We start from the raw sequence: 20,129 nt of genomic DNA, 5'->3' as shown, positions 1-20,129 counted from the left end.
CGCTGTCGGATCCATTGACCCACGCCTACGCGTGAGTAGGTTGGCCTCCCGGGCAGTACGTCACCGTCAGCCACGACCGGGAGCCGTCATGGGCGTACGCAGGGATCTGAAGCGGGCCGCACAGCGCGCCGACCTGGCGGCCCGCGTCCGGGTGGAGACCCTCAGGGACGAGTACGGCGTCGTGCGCGAGGCCCGTACCCCGGCCCTCGTCCCGGCCCCGGCGAAGGGCTCCATGGCCGACCTGCCCTTCACCAACGCCGCCGAGGCCCCGGATACGGTGGTCCTGCGCCGCCGCGAGGGCGGCACCTGGCGGCCGGTCACCGCGGCCGCCTTCGCCGCCGACGTCCTGGCCGCCGCCAAGGGCCTGATCGCGGTCGGCCTCGAAGCGGGCGGCCGCGTCGCGCTCATGTCCCGCACCCGCTACGAGTGGACCGTCCTCGACTTCGCGATCTGGGCGGCCGGCGGCCGGACCGTGCCCGTCTACGCCACCTCCTCCGCCGAGCAGGTGGAGTGGATCGTCCGCGACTCCGGCGCCCGGTACGTCGTCACCGAGACCGCCGAGCACACCGCCACGGTCACCGCCAGCACCGCGAGCCACCCCGAACGCCCGCGCGTGTGGACCCTCGACGAGGGCGCCCTCGCCGAACTCACCGAGCTCGGCCGGGAGATCTCCGACGAGGAGGTCACCCGGCGCCGTGCCGCCCTGACCCCGGGCACCATCGCCACGATCTGCTACACCTCCGGCACCACCGGCCGCCCCAAGGGCTGCGTCCTCACCCACGGCAACCTGCACGCCGAGGCGGCCAACACGGTCGAACTGCTCCACCCCGTCTTCAAGGCGGTCACCGGCCAGACCGCGTCGACCCTGCTGTTCCTGCCGCTCGCCCACATCATGGGCCGCACCCTCCAGATCGCCTGCCTGATGGCCCGCATCGAGACCGGCCACTTCCCCAGCGTCACGCCCGACGAACTGCGGCCAGCGCTAAGGGAGTTCCGGCCGACCTTCCTGGTCGGGGTGCCGTACCTCTTCGAGAGGATCCACGACACCGGGCGCGCGACCGCCGAGAAGATCGGCCGCGGCGCCTCCTTCGACCGCGCCGAGCGCGTCGCGGTCCGCTTCGGCGAGGCCTACCTGCGCAAGTTCCTGGGCACCGGCAAGGGCCCCGGCCCCGGCCTGTACGCCGCCTGGGCCCTGTACGACCTGCTGGTCTACCGGCGTATCCGCAGGGAACTCGGCGGCCGCATGCGCTACGCCATCAGCGGCGGCTCCCCGCTCGATCGCGACCTCAACCTCTTCTTCTACGCCGCCGGAATCATCGTCTACGAGGGCTACGGCCTCACCGAGACCACCGCCGCCGCCACCGTGGTCCCCCCGCTGAAACCCCGCCCCGGCACGGTCGGCCAGCCCGTCCCCGGCGCGGCCGTCCGCATCGCCGACGACGGCGAGGTGCTCATCAAGGGCGGGCTCGTCTTCGGGGCGTACTGGAACAACCCGGCCGCGACGGACGCGGTGCTCAGGGACGCGTGGTTCGCCAGTGGCGACCTCGGCTCCCTCGACGCCGACGGCTACCTCACGATCACCGGCCGCAAGAAGGACATCCTCGTCACCTCCGGCGGCAAGAACGTCGCCCCCGCCGTCCTGGAGGACCGGCTGCGCAGCCGCGCCCCGGTCGGCCAGTGCCTCGTCGTCGGCGACAACCGCCCCTACGTCGCCGCCCTGATCACCCTGGACCCCGAGGCGGTCGCCCACTGGCTCGCCGTCCGCAAGCTGCCCGCCGACACCCCGATGGCCGAGCTCGTGGGGGACCCGCGGTTGCGCGCCGAGGTGCAGCGCGCCGTCGACCATGCCAACGCGGCCGTCTCGCGCGCCGAGTCGATCCGGGACTTCGTCCTGGTCGAGGGGGAGTTCACCGAGGACAACGGGCTGCTCACGCCCTCGCTCAAGGTCAAGCGGCACGCGGTGACGGCGGCGTACGCGCGGGAGATCGAGGAACTGTACCGGCGCTGACATACGACGGAGCCGGTGTACGGCGGCACAACGCGACGGCGGGTCACCGGGAAACCGGTGACCCGCCGTGCTGCGGCAAGCGCGGGAGGACTCAGCTGTTGCCGTTGCCGTTGGCAGACAGCGCCGAGATGTCGTCCAGGATGTGCGAGAGCGGCTCGTCGCCCTTGGCCTGGGTGGAGTTCTCGGTGCACTGCTGGGTCTGCGGCGAGGACAGGACCGGGATGTCCTGGACGGCGACCGGGACGAGCAGGCCGACGACCGAGCCGACGTTCGCCTTGGCCGGCAGGCCGACGCAGGGCTTGTTCAGCGAGCCCTGGACCAGCGACAGCTGGGGGCTCATGTCACCGGAGGTGGCCGAGTTGCCGAACTCCGACGTGGCGTTCACGCCGCTGGCGGAGGACGTGCCGTTGTCGTTACCGGTGGCGAGCGCCTGCGGGGCGGCCGCGGCCGTGAGGCCGGCGACCGAGGCGGCGACAGCGGCGGTTGCCCACAGCTTCTTCATGTTCGTTCCCTTCGAATGGCGGACTCCGTGGGGGAGTTGCATGATCGTCAACGGTTTCGACCCGCCCCGGGTTGCGGCGTGTGACCCGATCGGCCCAGCGCAGTCGGATGAAGTCACAAGCGCCCCTTGGGTGTTGGGGAACGGCTCCCGAACGGGGCCGGAGCGGGAGCCGCGCGGCTCCGGAGGGGGAGGGGCGTCGGCCCTCCGAACGCAGCCCAGCGGGCCGCCGATCGGATCGGCGGCCCGCTGGATGAAGCCCGGGAAGAGGTCCGGGACAGGCCGGCCCGGGGGGCCGGTCAGGTCACTTGTTGCCGGTGCCGTTCGCCGACAGGATCGGGATGTCCTGGAGGATGTGCGACAGCGCCTCGTCGCCCTTGGCCTGCGTCGAGTTCTCGACACACTGCTGGGTCTGCGGGGAGGACAGCACCGGGACGTCCTGGACGGCGACCGGGATCGCGCCGACGAGCGAGCCCAGGTTGGCCTTGGCCGGCAGACCGATGCAGGGCTTGTTGAAGGAGCCCTGGATGAGCGCCATCTGCGGGCTCATGTTGCCGGTCGTGTAGGAGTTGCCGAACGCCTGGCTGGCACCGACACCGCTCGCGGAGCTGGTGCCCTGGTCGTTGCCGGTGGCCAGCGCCTGCGGGGCGGCCGCGGCCGAGACACCGACGACGGAGGCGGCGATCGTGGCGGAAGCCAGAACCTTCTTGATCACTTGCGATTCCCTTCTGGAGAAACCCCGTCCACCGGAGCGTCCTGTTTCAACTGCCCGCGGCCGGTTCGGTTCCTGTCGTTCACTCCAATGGCGCACATACCGGCCTTGACGGTGATCGCCGTAAGAGCCCGGGATTTCCGTGGTTTTCCGGTGACTGCACGATCCGAACGAGTGACGCGCCGCAACCATTCGGAGTGGATCGGGTTGATGGGGCAGCAGGAACATGCATGCATCTTGGCTGGGAGCCAGGAAAGGAAAGCGAAATGCTGAAGAAGGCAATGGCCGTGGCGGCGGTCGCCGTGTCCGTCGTCGGTGCGTCGGCGGCGGTCGCCCCGCAGGCGCTTGCCACCGGCAACGACCAGGGCACCTCCTCCGCCAGCGGCGTCGGTGCCGCCGAGTCGTTCGGCAATGCGGCCACGTCCGGCTCCATGAGCCCCCAGGCCACCTTGGTCCAGGGCTCGCTGAACAAGCTGTGCGTCGGGGCGCCGATCAAGGCCAACGTGGGCTCGGTCCTCGGCGCGATCCCGATCGCCGTCCAGGACATCCCCGTCCTGTCGTCGCCGCAGACCCAGCAGTGCGCCGAGAACTCCACGCAGGCCAAGGGCGACGAGCCGGTCTCGCACGTCCTGGACGACATCTCGGCGCTGTCCGGCAACGGAACCGGCAACAGCTGATCCGAATTCTCCGTAAAGGCCGCCCGGCGTGCGTGGTGTTTCATGCACCACCGCCCGGGCGGTCTTCTGCGTCCGGGTGAATCGCTCCTTCCTGCGTGTTAATTCTGTGAAGGCGTTCGAGTGAATTACCCCGCGGCTCGCGTTCTGTAGTTTCCTCCGCGGTCTATTCCTCGTTTTACAGCTGTCGGTCATGGTGCGGGCGTCCAAGGCTCCCGCTCGGTTTCGGCCGTCATCAAGGCATGACCGCGGAGAAGGGAAAGTTCATGAAGAAGACCGCTGCCGTCGTCGCGGGTGCGATTCTGGCTCTCGGTATGGCCGCCCCGGCCTTCGCGGACGGCGACGCCTCGGGTGCCGCTGTCGGTAACCCGGGTGTGCTGTCCGGCAACGTCGTCCAGGTCCCCGTGCACATTCCCGTCAACGCCTGCGGCCTCACGGTGGACATCATCGGTCTGCTGAACCCCGCCGGTGGCAACGCCTGCGCCAACAACGGCTGACGGCGCGACACACCGCAGCCTCTGGCTGTGCCAGGCCGGCCTCGGACCGTCGATTCGATTCTTCGCTCCGGGGCCGGCCTCCCCACTTCTTCAAGCAGGAAGACAACGAGATTGCGACAGACCCTGAGCAGGGGAGTGGTCGTGGCCGCCGCCGCGACGAGCATTCTGTCCCTCTACGGCAGTACCGCGCTCGCCGACTCGAACGCGGACGGAGCGGCCGTGGGGTCGCCCGGCGTGGCGTCGGGCAACAATGTTCAGGTGCCGGTGAACGTGCCGGTGAACGCCTGCGGCAACACCGTCGACGTGGCCGCCGCGCTCAACCCGGCGTTCGGCAACTCCTGTGCCAATAGCTCCGGTTCGCCGCAGAGCGCCGCGAGCACCCCGCGTCACGGCGGTGCGAGCCACGGCAGCGGCGGCGGCCCGCGCAGCCGGTCGCACGAGACGCCGTCCGCCGGCACCGCCACCGGCTCCTCGGGCGCCTCGGCGTCCGGCCAGGCGACGGGCTCGCCCGGCATCGGCTCCGGCAACAGCGTGCAGGTCCCCGTCCACGTACCGGTGAACGTCTGCGGCAACTCGGTGGACGTCGTCGGCGCGCTCAACCCCGCCTACGGCAACGACTGCACGACGCCGCCGCCCACCAGCCCCCCGCCGACCACGAAGCCGCCGACGACGAAGCCGCCGACGACGAAGCCGCCGACGACACCTCCGCCGCCGACGACACCTCCGCCGCCGACGAAGCCGCCGACGACGAAGCCCCCCACCACGCCGCCACCCACGACGAGGCCGCCCACGACGCCACCGACGACGGCGCCGCCCACCTCGGCACCCCCGTGGCACCACCCGCCGACCCTGCCGCACACCGGCAGCAGCAGCGAGGCGATGCTGGCGGCCTCCGCGCTCAGCGCCGCACTGATCGCGGGCGGCACGATCCTGTACCGCCGAGGCCGAGCCGGCTCCCACAGGTGACCCACCGGGTGCCGGACGGCAACGCCCGGCACCCATGTACCGAAGCACCCCGCCGGTGCGGACCTCTCCCTCCGCACCGGCAGCTCCCTGTCAGGGGCATGCGCGATCCGGGGGCCCACCGTGCCCCTGCCGTTCGTGCTGGTCACAGCCCGGTCCGACCGGAGATCACTCCTTTGGCGGCACAACCCCCGGCGGTACAGCGCGTTGACACAGCGCCGGGCATCACCGCCCGGATGTTCCTCTCGACCGACCGACCCCCAAGGAGCACTTCTCCATGTCGCGTATCGCCAAGGGCCTGGCCCTGACCACCGTTGCCGTCGCGGCCGTAGCCGGCGGTGCCGGTGCCGCCGCCGCCGACAGTGGCGCGTACGGCGGCGCCGCCCAATCCCCGGGCGTTGCGTCGGGCAACGTCGCCCAGGTCCCGGTCCACGTGCCGGTCAACGTCTGTGGCAACACCGTCAACGTCATCGCGCTGCTGAACCCGGCGTTCGGCAACCCCTGCGGCAACTACTGACCGGCGCAGCGGATCCCCCACCGGCCGTCCCCCGCGGTTTCCCGCGGGAGGGCGGCCGGTTCGCGTTCCGCCGAACGGGCGACGGCGGGCGCATCCCGGCGCGGCGTCCTTGACAGGCGGCCCCACCAGGGACGATGCCGCCCGAACGACGGGCGGCCGGTCGCGTGGGGTGCCGGAGCGGTTGCAGGGGGCGACGGGCGATCCCACGGTGGGCATCACGATCCGACGCACATCGAAAGGAACACCCCCCATGCGTGGTCTGCCCGCGGGGCGTCTCGCGTCCACCGCTCTCTGTGCCACCGTCCTCGTCGGCGCCGCCGTCCCGGCCGCCGTCGCAGCCGACTCGGCCCGGGAGCGCACGCACGCGGCATCCCGTGCGCCCGTTCCCGGCGCGGACGCGCTGCTCGCCCAGGTCGCCACCCTGGGCGCTCTCGGGACCGTGCTCCAGCCGGTCACCGACCTCCTCGACCAGGCACTCAAGAACGGCCAACTCGCCCCCGCCGCCGCCCAGAAGTTCGTCGACGCCGTGAAGACGGCCATCGAGAAGATCACCGCGGCGCCCCCGGCCGCGCCCGAGACGTCCGCCATCACCCCGCCGTCCATGTCGGCCGTCGAGGCCGCACCGGCGACCGGCGCGGGCTCGCTGCCCGGGCAGGGCGACGCGAAGGCGCCCGCGGCCGGGGACCTCCAGGGCGACGTGCTCGCCGACCTGCAGAAGTCGGTCGAGAGCCTGCTGCAGGCCGTCACCTCCGGAGACACCGGTCTGGTGCTCCCCACCGCCACCGGCGTGGTGACCGGCCTGGTCGACCTCGTCGCCGCGACGCTGCTCGGCGGCGGCCTGCCCGAGCCGGCCCTGGCGGACCTGTCGGCGTCGAGCGGGTGACCCGAGGCGCTCCCTCTGCGTGGGATCTCATATGTCTTGTGGCGGCGGGGTTTCCGGCCCGGCCGGGACTCGTTGGACAGAGCGTCAGAATTCCCTGAGGTGACGCGAGTTGCCTGAGAAAGGAACACGATGAAGTCCCTGAAGGCCGTCGTAGTCGTCGCCGGTTCCGTGGCCCTCGCCGGCATGGCCGCGCCCGCGTTCGCCCAGACCGCCTCCGACCTCCCGCCCACCAGCCTCAACGGCGCCGTCGACACGCTCGCCGCGCACCCCCTCCAGGTGGACGACGTGATGCCGCTCCAGCACCAGTCCAATGCTCTCGACACCGAGAACAAGGACTCCGTGCTCAACACCGTCAAGGGCGCGACCACCGCGCTCAACCAGCACAACCCGTTGCTGGGCGGCCTGCCGCTGCAGAGCTGACCGGCGGCCGGCACCCGGCCGCGTGCGTGGTGTTCGAGGGACGTCGTGAGGCGTCCCTCGTTCGTGTGGAGCACCCCCCGCGGTATCCGCCGGTCGGGTGAGAGCGCGCCCGGCCGCGCGCGGGCCCGTCGATAAGGTCGCGCGGTGACCTCAACCCCAAGCCCAACGCACCCCTTCCGCGCGGCCGAACTCGGCACGATCGTCATGCTGGCCTGGAGCGGCGAGGCCTCCGACGGGGCCGACATGCCGTACCTGCTGGCCTACTCCCTGGGGGACGCCGAGGGCGGTCCCGGCATGACGGCCGCCGCCGTCCAGCGACTGCTGAGGGACAACGGGCTGCCGCTCGGAAAGCTCGTCGACGGCACCACCAGGCCCAGCCTGCCGATCACCCTGCTCGTAGAGGGCGGCCAGGCCGTCGTCACCATGCCGCCGCTCAACGCGCAGTGCCCCGCCCCGCCGGAGTGGCTCGCGGCGGTGCGGCAACGCGGCTGCGCCTACCTCTTGTTCACTGCCCGCCCCTGGCCCGAGGGCCGTCCGGGCACCCCGGTCGACCCGCCCGCGCTCGCCGCCTTCGCCGGCGCCGACGAGACCCTGAACGCCGCCGCGCACGTCCTCCTGCCCGCCCGCAGCCTGCGCGGCTGATGGCCAGGACCGCAGGCGGCAGCCGGGCGTTCGCGCTCCTGCTGGTGCTCACCGCGGCGGCCGGCCTGCCGGCGTCCTGGGTCATCACCCTCGACGAGTTCAGACTGCTCCAGGACCCGGGCTTCACCCCGGGCTGCAGCCTGAACCCGGTGGTGTCCTGCGGCAGCGTGATGAAGAGCGACCAGGCCCGGGTCTTCGGTTCCCCAACCCGATGCTGGGCCTCGTCGCCTACTCCGCCGTGGCCTGCGTCGGCGTGAGCCTGCTGGCGGGCGCGCGGTTCACCGGCTGGTACTGGCTCGGCCTGGAGGCCGGGTGCCTGTTCGGCGTCGGGTTCGTGACCTGGCTCCCGTTCGAGTCGCTGTACCGGATCGGCGCGCTGTGCCTGTGGTGCTGTCTGGCCTGGGCGGCGACGATCCTGATGTTCTGGTACGTCGCGTCGAGCGTCGTACGGAACCGCTTCCTGCCCGCGCCGCGCCGGGCGGTGTCGTTCCTCGACGAGTTCACCTGGGTGCTGCCGCTGTTGCACCTCGCGGTCGTCGGCGTTCTGATTCTCACCCGTGGTGGGACTTCTGGACGAGCTGACTATTGCCGCGTCCGGGGGAATCCCGCACTGGTGTCGTTTCCCGGCTCGTTGGTCGGTACGGAGGACGCATCTCCCGTACCGCGAAAAGGACCGGACCTGACATGAAGCCCAGCACCCGAGGAACCCTCGCCGCCATCGTCACCGGCGTCGCCGCCGCCGTCGGAGCCGCCGCGACCCCCGCCGCCGCGATCGGGGCGGTTCCCGTCCCCGTCCCGCTGGACGGCGTCGAGAAATCCCTCAACGTCGAACTGCCCACGGTCGGCGGGGAACTGCCGGTTCCGGCGCCGGGCGCGCTTGAGGGGCCGCGGTAGGTCGAGGGCCGGCTCCTGCCGGACTGCGTGGTGCCCCAACTGCCGCTCAACGGCGGCCTGCCCGGCGCCGGCCTGCGCGCGCCCGTGCCGCACGCCGTCGGTCAGGGCTTCGACCACGTGGGCGTCGACGCCCCCGCCGCCGGCCTCGACGCCCTCGCCCCCGGCCTCACGGCCGACGCCCCGCTGACCGCGCCGAACCCCGACCACTTCGGCCTGCCCGACCCGCGGCTCCCCCAGGTGGGCGTGCTCACCCCGGCCCTGCGCACGGTCTCCGGCGCGAACCTGGGAATGGGCCCAGGCCTGTAACCCCGTACCCGGACAAGGGAATTCGGCAGCGGAACCCGAGCGGACCGGGGCGTCGTGGACGCCCCGGTGCCGTCGGCGTCGTCGCCGCGCTCACCGCCGTATGGCCGCGCGTCGGTAACCATGTGCCCGCTCGGGCGGTTACCGCTGCGGACAACCGAACCGTACGAGGAGTGAGCCATGGCCGTCAGTGTCGGCGGAGTACCGGTCGGTGCGGACCGGGAGACGGAGAGCCGGGAGACGGGGAACCGGGAGACGGGGAGCCGGGTGGCGAGCGGGCCGCACGGGCGGACGCGGCGGGAGCTGGGGCGGGGGCTGCTCGCCTCCGCAGCGGCCCTGGCCCTCGCCCCCGTCGTCGCGGCCTCCCGCCCCCAGCCGCCTGCGGGCGAGAGCGACCGCGACGCCTTCGAGGAGACGTACCACGGCCGCCGTATCCAGGGGATCGCGATCCCCGCGGTGGGGCGGGTCGCCGACGGGGGCGACTGGCACGTCACCGTGGACGGTCACCCGCTGCACCTGATGCGCCGCGCCGACGGGACCTGGCTGAGCATGCTCGACCACTACAGCTCCTACCGGACCCCGCTGGAGGCGACCCGTGCCGCCGTCGACCAGCTCGGCCCCGCGCAGCGGCTGCGCGACATGGCCCCGGGCCCGGTCGGCGCGCACGCGCACATGGGGGGACCGCATGGCGTACGTGCGTAAGGACGTGAGCGCGCTGACGCGCGGGGAGCGGCGGCGGTTCGTCAAGGCGCTGCTGGAGATCAAACGGCGGGGCGAGTACGACGAGTTCGTACGCGTCCACGTCGACCACTTCATCGGCGACGGCGACCGCCGCCTGCGCGCCGCCCACATGACGCCCTCGTTCCTGCCCTGGCACCGGCAGTACCTGCTGGACCTGGAGCGTGCCCTGCGCCGGGTCGACGCGTCGGTGACCGTGCCGTACTGGGACTGGACCAAGGACCGTACGGCCCGCTCGGTGCCATGGACGGCGGACCTGCTCGGAGGCAACGGGCGGAGCTCCGACCAGCAGGTGACGACCGGGCCCTTCGCCTACGCCGAGGGGCACTGGACGATCCGCGAGGGCGTCACCGACGCGAAGTTCCTCACGCGCGACCTCGGCCGCCGGCGCGACCCGATCGACCTGCCCACCGGGGCCGACGTGCGGTGGGCGCTGGACGACCCCGTCTACGACGTCGCTCCCTGGAACTCGACGGTCGGCCGCGGCTTCCGCAACAAGCTGGAGGGATGGGGCGCCGGGCACGGCAGCCGCTCCTGGCACAACCACAACCGGGTGCACCGCTGGGTCGGCGGCGTGATGCTCACCGGCGCGTCCGTCAACGACCCCGTGTTCTGGCTGCACCACGCCTTCCTGGACCTCCAGTGGCACCGCTGGCAGCTGCGCCACCGGGAGCACCGCTACCTGCCGGCGAGCCCGCCCGGCCGGGGCAGCGATCAGCACCGGCGCATCGTCGCCCGGCACGAGCGGCTGCCGCCGTGGGACGTGACGCCGGACGAGCTGGAGGACGTCAGCAGGATCTACCGGTACGCGTGACGACGTGACGAGCGTACGGCCTTCGCGCAGGCGGGCGGACGGGGACGCAGGCGGGCACGAGGGCACAGGCGGGCGCAGGGACGCAGGGGCGCAGGGGCACAAGGGCAGGCGGACACAAGGAGAGCCCCGGCACGAGGGGTGCCGGGGCTCTTCGGTCCGCGCGCTCGGTCAGCTGCCGCTGCCGTAACCGGGGGTGCCGGGGGTGCCCGGGACGGTGGGCTTGTCCTTGTCGTTGTTTTCGCACTTGTTGCCGAAGGCCGGGTTCAGCAGGCCGATGACGTCGACGGTGTCGCCGCAGACGTTGACCGGCACGTGGACGGGAACCTCGACCAGGTTGCCCGACAGCACACCGGGCGAGCCGATGGCCTCGGCCCCGGCGCCCGCGTCGGCCAGAGCCAGACCGGCCCCGCTGATCACCACGGCACCGGTGCCGAGGGCGACGGCGGCTGCCTTCGCGATGCGAGACATCACGTTCTCCTTATTGCTCGGGGGAGGGCGACGGCCGGACCGGTCGCCGCACTCCCCGTTCAACGCGGCCGTACGTGCCTGGTCACGGCGGTTATGCGGAGATCACCCTTATCGCCTCCCGAATGGCGGACACGGGGGCATGACGAAGCTGTGGGACACGGGGGCGGAAATACAGTTCCCGGGAACCTGCGGGATGGCCCCCTGGCCCATGCCTCGGACACCAGCCACAACCCCGATCACCTGACTGTCGGCCGCGGTAGGCCCGTCCGGGCGGCAGACTGCCCCGGAGGGCGGAGTAACCGATGGTGGAGGATTGCGATCATGAAGTCACCATGAACCACTCATTACATGATCAGACACGCGATGCGTATGCTCTGCGCCGCCACCCTCGCGGCCGCTCCCCTCGCCCTGACCGCGACACCTGCACAAGCCCTGACTTCATGTACGGTCAACGGCCGCCCCGTGTCCGGTACGACCGTCAACGGTACGGCCGGCTCCGACTACATCAGCTGCGGCGCCCTTGCCCTCGGCGATAGCGTCGCCGGCCTGGGCGGGAGCGACTACATCGTCATCAACGGCATCGTTGCCGGCACCGTCGACGGCGGCGCCGGCAGCGACTCCATCACGGCCAACGCCGGTACCACGGCGAGCGGCAGGATCCTCGGCGGCCCCGACGGCGACTTCATCTTCGTCGGCCCGAACGCCGGCACCGTCGACGGCGGACTCGGGTGGGACTTCTGCCGAGTCGCTTCCGGGAATCCCCCCGTCAACTGCTGACCAGCGGCGGGTTCCTCGGGCCAGCCAACTGTGACGCTCGGAGTAGCCAGTTAGCGTGCCACAACCGGTGGCCGCCGGACAGCCCCGGAGCCCGCCCTTGGTCATCAAGAGGGTGTCCGGGGCTTCGCCCTGCCGAGGGCGGAGACTTGCGCCCCCGGCAGGACTCGAACCTGCGGCCAAGCGCTTAGAAGGCGCCCGGTGGATCTTGGGACACACCCCTGCTGAGCTGCTTCTCTTTGCGTGCCGCGCGCGTCATCGACTGGCCTTCGACACGCATTCGACACGGCTCGGCCTACTCGTACACGGTCGCCGCTTGCAAAGCTCGGGCGAAGAACGTCCAGTCACCGCCGGGCGGCAACTCCCGGTCGGTGTTGCTGTACCAGCCGTCCGCGTCGTCGATCCAGGCCGCCAAAGCCTCCAGGAAGCTCGAAAGGTCCGCGTTCTCCCATGAGCTTCCGTGCTCGGCGTGACTGCGCTGCAAGGCACGAACGAAGGCTGCCAGGCCTTCTCTATCGGTGACGTCATCAGGGGAAGTGGTCATGGCTGCGGACCCTACTTGGGCACCAGCATGAAGTGCCCCTGGGAGCGCTAGCTAAGGGTTGATCGGGATCTCGTAGACGATCTCGCAATGGGCGGCAGGCACCACGATGTCCGCCGTCTCCACGGGCCGCCCTTGGTCGCTGTAGTAAGTCCGCCGGATGTGCGTGACGAGAGCAGCCTTCTGGATACCGAGGAGTGACGCCTCCTCAGCGGTCGCCTGCCTCGGCTCCGGCTGCTCCATGGCGTGGCTGACGGTGACTCCGATCGCGGCCATGCGGTTCACGACACCGGCCCCGGCGTGCGGCCCTCCCTCGGGGAGAACGACGAGCGTGCCGACGGTGAGTTCGTACGGTTCCCAACTCGTCGACAGCTGCACCGGCCTGCCGTCGGCCAGGAACTCGTACGCCGTACGGACGCACAGGTCGCCCTCGGTGATGCCGAGCCGCGCCGCGATGTCTGTCGGAGCCGGCACCTTGGCCTCGGTCCGGCTCTCCCAATCCCCTTGCCTCCCTACGGCTTTCATGTCCGCCCGGAACGGTGACGCGTCGGGCCGCTCTCGCGCCGACGACCGGACGACCCGGACCCGTTGCCGGGGTTCGGCGACGTAAGTGCCCGATCCGGCACGGCCCTGCAGCACGCCCTGGGAGATCAGCAGCTCCTGTGCCCGACGGACCACGTTCTCGCCCACCCCGCACTCCTGGCCGATCTGGGCTCGGGAAGGCAGGCGGTCCCCGGGTTCCCACACGTGCTCCGCGATCCGCCGCCGGAGTTCGTCAGCGATGCGGAGATAAGGCGGCTGCTCAGGCATATGGAAAATCTAGTCCACTAGCTCTAATCTGGTTAACCAGCTTCACTCAAAGTCATCGCCGGTTAACGGAGGCTGCCCTGTGCCCGCTTCGGGAGTTAGCGCGGCGGCCATCGCTGCCCGGCTGTCCGACGTCGGGCTTCCCACACGGGTGGAGGAGCACGACCGGTACACGTCGGTCGAAGCGGAGGTGCCGGAAACGCTCTCCGCCGACTTATGGCGGGAGGTCCTGGAAGTGGTGGCAGAGGCCGATCGGTTCGGGCTCCTCGCCACCAGCCTGTACGACCGCACCCTCTGGGCGGTCGTACATAAAGCGGTCCCCACGACGGGCGATGTCGGGGGACCGAGCTATCAGCGATAGGAGCTGAGCAGCGTGCTCAACCGTATCCGCCGTGCCGCCTCGCTCACCAGAGCGCGGTACTTCCCCAAGGGCAGGCACCGCCGCCCCTTAACGCCCTCCCGGCAGCCGGCTACCCCCGTCTTCCCTGCGTCCGCTGACGCGGCGACGGTCTTCCTGCGGCGGACTTCCGACACCGCGAACCACCGACACCCCCTCGCGGGGGAGGAAAACGCGCTCGTCCGCCCGTACATGCTGGCTCGGGAGGAACGAGTACGGCCGCGCGCGGTGGTAGTGGATTCCCACTTGCCTGCTGAAGCCTGGTCGTCCCTCGCGGGGGTCCGCTGATGCCTCCTCGCCCACAGCCCCACATCGCCGACGCCTCGGCCGTCCAGTACCGGTCAACCGCCTGTCGTATTGGCACGCACCTTGCCTGCAAGGAGTCTTCGCCGGTCTCCGCACCGATCGACCTACCGGTCATCTACGAGACGTGCGCCTGCCAGTGTCACTCGGCGGCCCACCAGCCCACGCCCACGGAGGTGAAGCGGTGAGCGGCTGGGCACCCGGGGGCGCGCTGGCGTCTAACGTCGAGATCACCGCGGCCACTGTGCAGCGTGGCGACGTCATCCAACTCGGCGGCAGGGCTTGCCGGGTGAGCGACCTCTTCCAGCTCCCCCAAGGGGCAAAGCAACTCCTCTTTGAGTCGGGCGAGCTGCTGACCATGCACGCGCGAACCCGGTTTGCCGCCGTTCGGATACTGAGAAGGCGGTGACCCGGTCCGTGCCTTCACGTCATCACGAGATCGCCGACGATCTCCGGCACCAGATCACGACCGGCCGCATCAAGCCTGGTGAACGCCTGCCGTCCGAGGCCGGGGTTGCGTCCAAGGAAGTGGTGTACGGGTTCGACCTGATCCGGGGGTTTGCTCCGGCATCGGGATGGTGCCTGCATAGATGAACGGTCACCGGCTGATCTTCGAAGTGTCGAAGCCTCGAAGGAGATCAGCACGATGACCGCACCCGACAGTCTGCCCCTGCACGTCCTCGCGGAAGACGACTTTGCCGCGGCGAGTCCCGATCTGCTGCGCGCGATGATCAAGACCTTCGCCGACGCGCTCATGTCCGCGGAGGCCGATACCCTCTGCAATGCCGAATACGGGCAGGTCAGCGACGAGCGGGTCAACCACCGCAACGGATATCGCCCGCGCGAGTGGGACACCCGCGCCGGCACCGTCGAACTGGCCATCCCCAGCTGCGTCAGGGCAGTTACTTCCCGCACTGGCTGCTGGAGCGACGCCGCAGGGCCGAGCAGGCCCTCATCAGCGTGGTCGCCACCGCCTACCTGCTGGGTGTCTCCACCCGCCGGGTCGAGAAACTAGCGGAGTCCCTCGGCGTCACCCAGCTGTCGAAGTCACAAGTCAGCGCGATGGCCAAGCACCTGGACGAGCAGGTCGCCGCGTTCCGCAACCGGCCCCTGGACCAAGGGCCTTATGCGTTCGTCTGGGTCGACGCACTGACCCAGAAGGTCCGCGAGGGCGGCCGCATCATCAACGTCCACGCCCTCATCGCGGTCGGCGTGAATGCCGACGGCCACCGCGAGATCCTCGGCATCGACGTCGCCTCCAGCGAGGACGGTGCCGGCTGGCTCGCCTTCCTGCGCTCCCTGGTCGCCCGCGGCCTGTCCGGCGTCCAACTGGTCGTCTCCGACGCGCACACCGGCCTGGTCAACGCGATCGGCGCCACCCTGCCCGGCGCGAGCTGGCAGCGCTGCCGCACTCACTACGCCCGCGCGTTGCTGAGCCAGGTCCCCAAGTCGGCCCAGCCGTGGGTGGCCACCCTGCTGCGGACCATCTTCGAACAGCCCGACACCGACGCCGTGAAGGCCCAGATGCGGCACGTCCTGGACGCGCTGGAGGCCAAGTTCCCCAAAGCATCAGCCCACTTGGATGCCGCCCAGCACGACGTCCTGGCGTTCACGGCGTTCCCGCGTGAGATCTGGCGGCAGATCTGGTCGAACAACCCGCAGGAACGGCTCAACAAGGAGATCAGGCGTCGCACCGACGTGGTCGGTATCTTCCCCGACCGCACCGCCCTGATCCGCCTGGTCGGCGCGGTGCTGGCCGAGCAGAACGACGAATGGACCGAGGCCCGCCGCTACATGGGACTCGAGCTACTCGCCAAGACCCGTCTCCACCCGATCGAGTCACAAACCGACGAGACCGTCGTCCCGACCGAACTCACCGCATAGCCTCAAAACGAGATCACCGAGTGGCCGTCAATACACCACCTCGGCGGACGTGACCGCGACTTCCCGCCCTGGCCGCGGGTGTATGCCTTCTTCGCCCGCTGGCGGGACACGGGGCTGGTCGCCGAGCTGCACGAACGGTTGCGCGAGAGCGTTCGCCGGGCGGAGGGCCGCAGGCCGGAGCCGAGCGCGGCGGTCGTGGACTCGCAGTCGGTGAAGGCGGACGCCACCGTCGCCCACACCGCACGCGGATTCGACGCTGGCAAGAGGATCAACGGGCGCAAGCGGCACCTTCTCACCGACACCCTCGGGCTGCTGCTGGCCGTCCTGGTCACGCCGGCCTCCACGACCGACCGGGACGCCGCCCGCGTCCTGCTGCCCGCAGCGAAGAATCACTTCCGGCGGCTGGCGCGCGTCTGGGCCGACGGCGGATATACCGGCCACCTCACCGACTGGACCGCCCAGCAACTCGGAGTCGTCCTCGACATCGTCCGCCGCAGCGACGACGTCCAGGGTTTCCAAGCCCTGCCCCGCCGCTGGGTCGTCGAAAGATCCTTCGCCTGGCTCCTGCGCAGCCGGCGCCTGGTCCGTGACTACGAACGACGCACCGAGACCAGCGAAGCCGTCGTCCTGTGGTCGATGACCGTGCTCATGAGCCGCCGTCTGGCCGTCCGGCATCAGGAACCTGTTCCGGCGCCGGCGGCATGAACCTGCCCGGCTTCTCCTCGACCAGCCAGCCACGCTCCACCAGCCGTTTCAGCCGGGCCCTCGCTCCCTCGACGCGGGAGGCGGAGGCGCTGCCCCAGCCCAGCACCACCGCTGCCCGGCGGGCACCCAGCCCGTCTCCTCCCGCTTCTATAGCGGCGGCCATCAACGCCTGATAGTCCGGCGACAACTCGTCGGCCCCTGAGGCGTTCTGCCGGTGAGGCACCGCCCGGCGCGGTCCCACCGGCTTTCGCTGCGACACCCTGCCGATCCCTTCGGCGGGCGCATCCGCCTCGGCCAGTGCCTCCAGGTACTGCTCCAGACCGATCACTCGGCGGCTGAGCGCCTCTTCAGCGTCCGCGAGAGCCGCCCGCACCCGCTCCAACTCGGCTTCGAGTGCCTCCACCCGCACTTCCGCAGCCTTCCGCCGTGCTTCCAGCACCGCCCGCATCGACGGCATCCCCGTCACCCCCACGACATCTCAGCCAGCAACAAGCCGAGACTCCCGCGACAGCGGCCATCTCATGCCTGACCAGCGAGAACCACACACGAGGTTCGGAAAGAGAACGACCTCTAAAGCCGTGGAGCCGACCGCCCCAGCCGCAGAGGGTGTCTCCCCACTTCATGCCCGCGCCGTGCGCGGGCCTTGATGGCAAGCAAGCGGCGGCCTGGTCGCGGAAGCGCAACCGCCGGATCCTCAACGTCGCGATGAAGTACGCGATCCGGCGGCGCATCCTTCGGGCCAACCCCCTTCCCAAGGGCAAGGAGTCGACGGCGGTCACGAAGACCACGAACGCCGTGGACAAGCGGTCCTTGCTGAATCCCGAGCAGGCGGCGGCGATCCTCGACTGGATCAGGCGCCGGCCGCGGGGCGGCAAGCGGCTCCACGCCTTCTTCGCCACGCTGTACTACTACGGTCCACAGCCCGAGGAAGCGGTAGCCATGCGGGTGGAGGACGTGACCCTGCCGGAACCCGACGCCGACGACCAGTGGTGCGAGCTGCTGATCCACACAGCGACGCCGGAGATCGGGAAGCAGTGGACCGACACGGGGGAGATTCAGGAGCAACGTGACCTGAAGGGCCGAGCGGAAGGCGAGACGCGCACGGTGCCGGGGCATCCGGCCCTCACGCGCATCCTGCGGCAGCACATCGAGGACGAACAGCTCCAGCCGGGTGATCTGCTCTTCCAGGGTGAGTCCGGCGGCATCCTCGCCGGCTCCGTCATCCGCCGGGCGTGGCGCAGCGCACGGAAGGCCGTACTGCCCCCGCACGTCTTCGAGTCACCCACTGGGCGGCGCGTGTACGACAACCGGAACACGCGCCTGACGAAGTGGCTCAACGACGGCATCCCGCCCGCTCAGGTGGCCGAGTGGGCCGGTAACAGCGTTGCCGTGCTGCTGGCGACCTACGCCCGGTGCATCGACGGGCAGCTGCCGGACCTGAAGCGGCGGCTGGAAGCCGCGGGTGACCTTCCGGAGGCGGAGGTGCCGGGCGCTGGCTGATCTTCCCCCGGTCGAGAACTTCGACACGTATTCGACACGGCCACCCGCGAAAACCCGGTGACAGCCGGGCAGCCCCGGAGTCTGCCCTTGATCATCAAGAGGGCGTCCGGGGCTTCGTCGTACCCGCTGACATCCGCTCTGACCAGCAAAAAGCCCTCCCGAGCGGGAGGGCGGAGACTGGCGCCCCCGGCAGGACTCGAACCTGCGGCCAAGCGCTTAGAAGGCGCCTGCTCTATCCACTGAGCTACGGGGGCCGGTGTGGTGGCCTCGTCGTGCGTGGTGCCCGGGTACGGGCTGATCCGTGACGTTGCCGGGGACAAGGATAGGGCTCCCGGCTCCATGTCCCTGATGCTTCGCCTCCGCGGCTCGATGTGGAGGTTCGGTGAAGCGGTCCTGATAATCGCAGGCGGGTGCGAATCGTGCATCGCTTTTGGCGCCCGGCGCGCCGGGTGTTGTGCACTCGTTATGCCTGGAGTGCCTTGGCGTCCTAGTCATCCCTTCCGTCCGTTGTGTTCCGTCGGCGCGCAGACAAATCTATATGCTTCAGAAATCCCCTGAAATTGGGCATTCTTCGCATGTGGTGACCTTGGACGTACGGCCTCAGCTGCTCGACGCACTCTCCGCCCTGCGCGACCGTGTCGCCGCCGCACGCTTCCCGCTGCCCCTGGCGGGGGCCCCGCGCGCGCGTACCAACCGCGACGAACTGCTCGCCCAGCTCGACGACTACCTGGTACCCCGGCTGAAATCGCCCGAGGCGCCCTTGCTGGCCGTCGTCGGCGGATCCACCGGCGCGGGCAAGTCGACGCTGGTCAACTCCCTCGTCGGACGGCGGGTCAGCGAGGCGGGCGTGCTGCGGCCGACGACCCGCACGCCGGTCCTGGTATGCCATCCGGAGGACCATCACTGGTTCAGCGGCGCCAGGGTGCTGCCGGACCTCACGCGCGTGTGGGTGCCGCGCCGGGACCACGGGGACGATCTTCTCCTCCCTGGGGAGGATCCCGACCACGTCCTGCGGATCGAGACCGCCGACACCCTCCCGCGCGGGCTCGCCCTGCTCGACGCGCCCGACATCGACTCGCTGCTCGCCGCCAACCGCGTCCTCGCCGCCGAGCTGATGTGCGCGGCCGACATCTGGGTCATGGTGACCACGGCCGCTCGGTACGCCGACGCCGTGCCCTGGCATCTGCTGCGCACCGCCAAGGAGTACGACGCCACCCTGGTGACCGTCCTCGACCGGGTGCCGCACCAGGTCGTCGCCGAGGTCTCCCGGCAGTACGGCGCCCTCCTCACCAAGGCGGGCCTCGGCGACCTGCCCCGCTTCACCGTGCCCGAACTGCCCGAGTCCGCCTGGGGCGGCGGTCTGCTCCCGGCCACCGCCGTGGCCCCCCTGAAAACCTGGCTCACCCACCAGGCGCAGGACCCCGACGCCCGGCAGCAGGTCATGGCCCGTACGGCCTACGGCATCCTCGACTCGCTCAAGTCCCGGATGCCCGAGCTGGCCGGCGCGGCCGCCGCCCAGTACGCGGCGGCGCTGCGGCTGACCACCGCCGTCGACACGGCGTACGACAGCGAGCACGCGCGCGTGCGCAGGCGTCTGGAGGCCGGGGCCGTCCTCGCCGGGGACGCCCTGAAGCGCTGGCGCGCCTTCCCCCTCGACTGCTCCGCAGGCGAACTCCTCGACGCCCTGGTGGGCAGCCTGGGCGCGCTGCTGCTGTGCGCCGTCACCGCCGCCGACGAGCGCGTCGACGAGGCCTGGCGGCGGGAGCCGGCCGCGGAAGCGCCCGTGCTCGCCGGCCGGGACCCGTCCCTGGAGAGCGCCGAGCACCGCATCGGGCTGGCGGTCCGCCGGTGGCGCCGCGAGCTGGAGGAGTACGCCGACGAGGAGGTACGCCGGCTCGAGCGCGGCGTCGCGCCCGACGCGGAGGCCGTCGCCGCCCTGGTCGCCACCACGCTGCTGGGCGGCCGCCGTGCCCGGCCGGCCGGAGAGCGGCTCGCCGAGCGGCTCGGCGCGCACGGCGCGCTGCGGCTGCGCGACCGCGCCGGACGGCTGCTGACCGACCACCTGGACCGGGTGATGCACAGCGAGCGCGAGCGCCGCCTCGCCCCCCTCGACGGCCTCGCCGTCCAGGCCGAGCCCCAGGCCGAACTCATCGCCGCGCTGTCCGTACTGCAGAAGGAGAGGTGAC

General features: G+C 71.0%; 22 protein-coding genes, 1 tRNA gene and 4 pseudogenes. 20 read left to right on the top strand and 7 right to left on the bottom strand.

The window, feature by feature from the left end:
- Window positions 1-88: 88 nt before the first annotated feature.
- Window positions 89-2,008, top strand: a complete 1,920-nt coding sequence (locus tag QFZ74_RS11165; RefSeq protein WP_307620652.1) for a long-chain fatty acid--CoA ligase — start codon at window positions 89-91, stop codon at window positions 2,006-2,008.
- Window positions 2,009-2,099: 91 nt separating this feature from the next.
- Here QFZ74_RS11165 and QFZ74_RS11160 read toward each other — a convergent pair whose 3' ends face one another.
- Entirely contained in the window at window positions 2,100-2,510 is a 411-nt protein-coding gene (locus QFZ74_RS11160; protein ID WP_307620651.1) for a rodlin, read from the bottom strand.
- A 301-nt stretch (window positions 2,511-2,811) separates the two neighbouring features.
- Window positions 2,812-3,222 carry a rodlin gene (locus tag QFZ74_RS11155; RefSeq protein WP_307620650.1) on the bottom strand — a complete coding sequence of 137 codons (411 nt, stop codon included), beginning with the start codon at window positions 3,220-3,222 and terminating at the stop codon, window positions 2,812-2,814.
- 263 nt (window positions 3,223-3,485) lie between these two features.
- On the opposite strand from QFZ74_RS11155, the gene QFZ74_RS11150 reads away from it, so the two are divergent.
- The 11 genes and pseudogenes from QFZ74_RS11150 (at window position 3,486) to QFZ74_RS11100 (ending at window position 10,564) form a co-directional block, all read left to right on the top strand.
- On the top strand, window positions 3,486-3,896 hold the full coding sequence (locus QFZ74_RS11150) for a rodlin (protein WP_307620649.1): 411 nt from the start codon (window positions 3,486-3,488) through the stop codon (window positions 3,894-3,896).
- Window positions 3,897-4,135: 239 nt separating this feature from the next.
- Complete coding sequence (locus QFZ74_RS11145) at window positions 4,136-4,390, top strand: chaplin (RefSeq protein ID WP_307620648.1); 255 nt, start codon at window positions 4,136-4,138, stop codon at window positions 4,388-4,390.
- A 135-nt stretch (window positions 4,391-4,525) separates the two neighbouring features.
- Window positions 4,526-5,356, top strand: a complete 831-nt coding sequence (locus QFZ74_RS11140) for a chaplin (protein ID WP_307624116.1) — start codon at window positions 4,526-4,528, stop codon at window positions 5,354-5,356.
- Between the two features lie 274 nt (window positions 5,357-5,630).
- Window positions 5,631-5,870 carry a chaplin gene (locus QFZ74_RS11135; protein ID WP_307620647.1) on the top strand — a complete coding sequence of 80 codons (240 nt, stop codon included), beginning with the start codon at window positions 5,631-5,633 and terminating at the stop codon, window positions 5,868-5,870.
- A gap of 250 nt (window positions 5,871-6,120) precedes the next feature.
- Window positions 6,121-6,753 carry a hypothetical protein gene (locus QFZ74_RS11130; protein ID WP_307620646.1) on the top strand — a complete coding sequence of 211 codons (633 nt, stop codon included), beginning with the start codon at window positions 6,121-6,123 and terminating at the stop codon, window positions 6,751-6,753.
- A gap of 129 nt (window positions 6,754-6,882) precedes the next feature.
- On the top strand, window positions 6,883-7,173 hold the full coding sequence (locus QFZ74_RS11125) for a hypothetical protein (protein ID WP_307620645.1): 291 nt from the start codon (window positions 6,883-6,885) through the stop codon (window positions 7,171-7,173).
- Between the two features lie 144 nt (window positions 7,174-7,317).
- Window positions 7,318-7,815, top strand: a complete 498-nt coding sequence (locus QFZ74_RS11120; RefSeq protein WP_307620644.1) for a DUF5949 family protein — start codon at window positions 7,318-7,320, stop codon at window positions 7,813-7,815.
- A pseudogene (locus tag QFZ74_RS11115) lies at window positions 7,815-8,503 on the top strand (vitamin K epoxide reductase family protein). The gene QFZ74_RS11120 and the pseudogene QFZ74_RS11115 overlap by 1 nt, the downstream one beginning before the upstream one ends.
- Window positions 8,500-9,015, top strand: a pseudogene (locus tag QFZ74_RS11110) (hypothetical protein). Before QFZ74_RS11115 ends, QFZ74_RS11110 begins: the two co-directional pseudogenes overlap by 4 nt.
- Before the next feature lie 177 nt (window positions 9,016-9,192).
- Window positions 9,193-9,714: a tyrosinase family oxidase copper chaperone gene (locus tag QFZ74_RS11105; RefSeq protein WP_307620643.1), complete on the top strand. Its 522-nt coding sequence runs from the start codon at window positions 9,193-9,195 to the stop codon at window positions 9,712-9,714.
- On the top strand, window positions 9,698-10,564 hold the full coding sequence (locus QFZ74_RS11100) for a tyrosinase family protein (protein ID WP_307620642.1): 867 nt from the start codon (window positions 9,698-9,700) through the stop codon (window positions 10,562-10,564). Before QFZ74_RS11105 ends, QFZ74_RS11100 begins: the two co-directional genes overlap by 17 nt.
- 168 nt (window positions 10,565-10,732) lie before the next feature.
- Here QFZ74_RS11100 and QFZ74_RS11095 read toward each other — a convergent pair whose 3' ends face one another.
- A complete protein-coding gene (locus QFZ74_RS11095) occupies window positions 10,733-11,032 on the bottom strand; it encodes a chaplin (RefSeq protein ID WP_307620641.1) in 300 nt (99 codons plus the stop codon).
- A 363-nt stretch (window positions 11,033-11,395) separates the two neighbouring features.
- On the opposite strand from QFZ74_RS11095, the gene QFZ74_RS11090 reads away from it, so the two are divergent.
- Window positions 11,396-11,809, top strand: coding sequence for a hypothetical protein (locus QFZ74_RS11090; RefSeq protein ID WP_307620640.1), 414 nt, complete (start codon window positions 11,396-11,398; stop codon window positions 11,807-11,809).
- A 292-nt stretch (window positions 11,810-12,101) separates the two neighbouring features.
- Here the strand turns inward: QFZ74_RS11090 and QFZ74_RS11085 are convergent, their stop codons facing one another.
- Together QFZ74_RS11085 and QFZ74_RS11080 are read right to left on the bottom strand one after the other, a co-directional pair.
- Complete coding sequence (locus tag QFZ74_RS11085; protein WP_307620639.1) at window positions 12,102-12,350, bottom strand: hypothetical protein; 249 nt, start codon at window positions 12,348-12,350, stop codon at window positions 12,102-12,104.
- A gap of 51 nt (window positions 12,351-12,401) precedes the next feature.
- A complete protein-coding gene (locus QFZ74_RS11080) occupies window positions 12,402-13,157 on the bottom strand; it encodes a GntR family transcriptional regulator (protein ID WP_307620638.1) in 756 nt (251 codons plus the stop codon).
- A gap of 79 nt (window positions 13,158-13,236) precedes the next feature.
- Between QFZ74_RS11080 and QFZ74_RS11075 the strand changes: the two genes are divergently transcribed.
- From QFZ74_RS11075 to QFZ74_RS11055, 5 genes and pseudogenes are all read left to right on the top strand, one after another.
- Window positions 13,237-13,515, top strand: coding sequence for a hypothetical protein (locus tag QFZ74_RS11075; protein ID WP_307620637.1), 279 nt, complete (start codon window positions 13,237-13,239; stop codon window positions 13,513-13,515).
- A gap of 523 nt (window positions 13,516-14,038) precedes the next feature.
- Window positions 14,039-14,263, top strand: coding sequence for a hypothetical protein (locus QFZ74_RS11070; RefSeq protein ID WP_307620636.1), 225 nt, complete (start codon window positions 14,039-14,041; stop codon window positions 14,261-14,263).
- A pseudogene (locus QFZ74_RS11065) lies at window positions 14,260-14,418 on the top strand (GntR family transcriptional regulator); the annotation flags it as partial. The gene QFZ74_RS11070 and the pseudogene QFZ74_RS11065, both read left to right, overlap by 4 nt.
- 82 nt (window positions 14,419-14,500) lie before the next feature.
- Window positions 14,501-15,738: pseudogene (locus tag QFZ74_RS11060) on the top strand (IS256 family transposase).
- Window positions 15,739-15,816: 78 nt separating this feature from the next.
- Window positions 15,817-16,443, top strand: coding sequence for an IS5 family transposase (locus tag QFZ74_RS11055; protein WP_307620635.1), 627 nt, complete (start codon window positions 15,817-15,819; stop codon window positions 16,441-16,443).
- Here the strand turns inward: QFZ74_RS11055 and QFZ74_RS11050 are convergent.
- The gene (locus QFZ74_RS11050; protein ID WP_307624115.1) at window positions 16,385-16,891 is read right to left on the bottom strand and encodes a hypothetical protein; all 507 of its coding nucleotides are present in this window, start codon (window positions 16,889-16,891) and stop codon (window positions 16,385-16,387) included. The two genes, QFZ74_RS11055 and QFZ74_RS11050, sit on opposite strands and share 59 nt — an antisense overlap.
- Before the next feature lie 173 nt (window positions 16,892-17,064).
- On the opposite strand from QFZ74_RS11050, the gene QFZ74_RS11045 reads away from it, so the two are divergent.
- Window positions 17,065-17,943 carry a hypothetical protein gene (locus QFZ74_RS11045; RefSeq protein ID WP_307620634.1) on the top strand — a complete coding sequence of 293 codons (879 nt, stop codon included), beginning with the start codon at window positions 17,065-17,067 and terminating at the stop codon, window positions 17,941-17,943.
- A gap of 178 nt (window positions 17,944-18,121) precedes the next feature.
- Here the strand turns inward: QFZ74_RS11045 and QFZ74_RS11040 are convergent.
- Window positions 18,122-18,197: transfer RNA gene (locus QFZ74_RS11040), tRNA-Arg, on the bottom strand.
- A gap of 323 nt (window positions 18,198-18,520) precedes the next feature.
- Here QFZ74_RS11040 and QFZ74_RS11035 point away from each other — a divergent pair.
- Complete coding sequence (locus tag QFZ74_RS11035) at window positions 18,521-20,128, top strand: dynamin family protein (protein WP_307620633.1); 1,608 nt, start codon at window positions 18,521-18,523, stop codon at window positions 20,126-20,128.
- Window position 20,129 lies beyond the last annotated feature (1 nt).

This window comes from Streptomyces sp. V3I7 (genome assembly GCF_030817495.1).
Classification (GTDB): domain Bacteria; phylum Actinomycetota; class Actinomycetes; order Streptomycetales; family Streptomycetaceae; genus Streptomyces.
The sequence above is the reverse complement of the archived record's forward strand: the minus strand, read 5'-3'. Positions and strand labels throughout refer to the sequence as shown.

Bases quoted from the DNA above. Each gene is read 5' to 3' on its own strand.
- QFZ74_RS11125 (WP_307620645.1), top strand. From the start codon at position 6,883: ATGAAGTCCCTGAAGGCCGTCGTAGTCGTCGCCGGTTCCGTGGCCCTC.
- QFZ74_RS11165 (WP_307620652.1), top strand. From the start codon at position 89: ATGGGCGTACGCAGGGATCTGAAGCGGGCCGCACAGCGCGCCGACCTG.
- QFZ74_RS11130 (WP_307620646.1), top strand. From the start codon at position 6,121: ATGCGTGGTCTGCCCGCGGGGCGTCTCGCGTCCACCGCTCTCTGTGCC.
- QFZ74_RS11100 (WP_307620642.1), top strand. From the start codon at position 9,698: ATGGCGTACGTGCGTAAGGACGTGAGCGCGCTGACGCGCGGGGAGCGG.
- QFZ74_RS11135 (WP_307620647.1), top strand. From the start codon at position 5,631: ATGTCGCGTATCGCCAAGGGCCTGGCCCTGACCACCGTTGCCGTCGCG.
- QFZ74_RS11045 (WP_307620634.1), top strand. From the start codon at position 17,065: ATGCCCGCGCCGTGCGCGGGCCTTGATGGCAAGCAAGCGGCGGCCTGG.
- QFZ74_RS11090 (WP_307620640.1), top strand. From the start codon at position 11,396: ATGCGTATGCTCTGCGCCGCCACCCTCGCGGCCGCTCCCCTCGCCCTG.
- QFZ74_RS11105 (WP_307620643.1), top strand. From the start codon at position 9,193: ATGGCCGTCAGTGTCGGCGGAGTACCGGTCGGTGCGGACCGGGAGACG.
- QFZ74_RS11160 (WP_307620651.1), bottom strand. From the start codon at position 2,510: ATGAAGAAGCTGTGGGCAACCGCCGCTGTCGCCGCCTCGGTCGCCGGC.
- QFZ74_RS11150 (WP_307620649.1), top strand. From the start codon at position 3,486: ATGCTGAAGAAGGCAATGGCCGTGGCGGCGGTCGCCGTGTCCGTCGTC.
- QFZ74_RS11145 (WP_307620648.1), top strand. From the start codon at position 4,136: ATGACCGCGGAGAAGGGAAAGTTCATGAAGAAGACCGCTGCCGTCGTC.
- QFZ74_RS11080 (WP_307620638.1), bottom strand. From the start codon at position 13,157: ATGCCTGAGCAGCCGCCTTATCTCCGCATCGCTGACGAACTCCGGCGG.
- QFZ74_RS11085 (WP_307620639.1), bottom strand. From the start codon at position 12,350: ATGACCACTTCCCCTGATGACGTCACCGATAGAGAAGGCCTGGCAGCC.
- QFZ74_RS11095 (WP_307620641.1), bottom strand. From the start codon at position 11,032: ATGTCTCGCATCGCGAAGGCAGCCGCCGTCGCCCTCGGCACCGGTGCC.
- QFZ74_RS11050 (WP_307624115.1), bottom strand. From the start codon at position 16,891: ATGCGGGCGGTGCTGGAAGCACGGCGGAAGGCTGCGGAAGTGCGGGTG.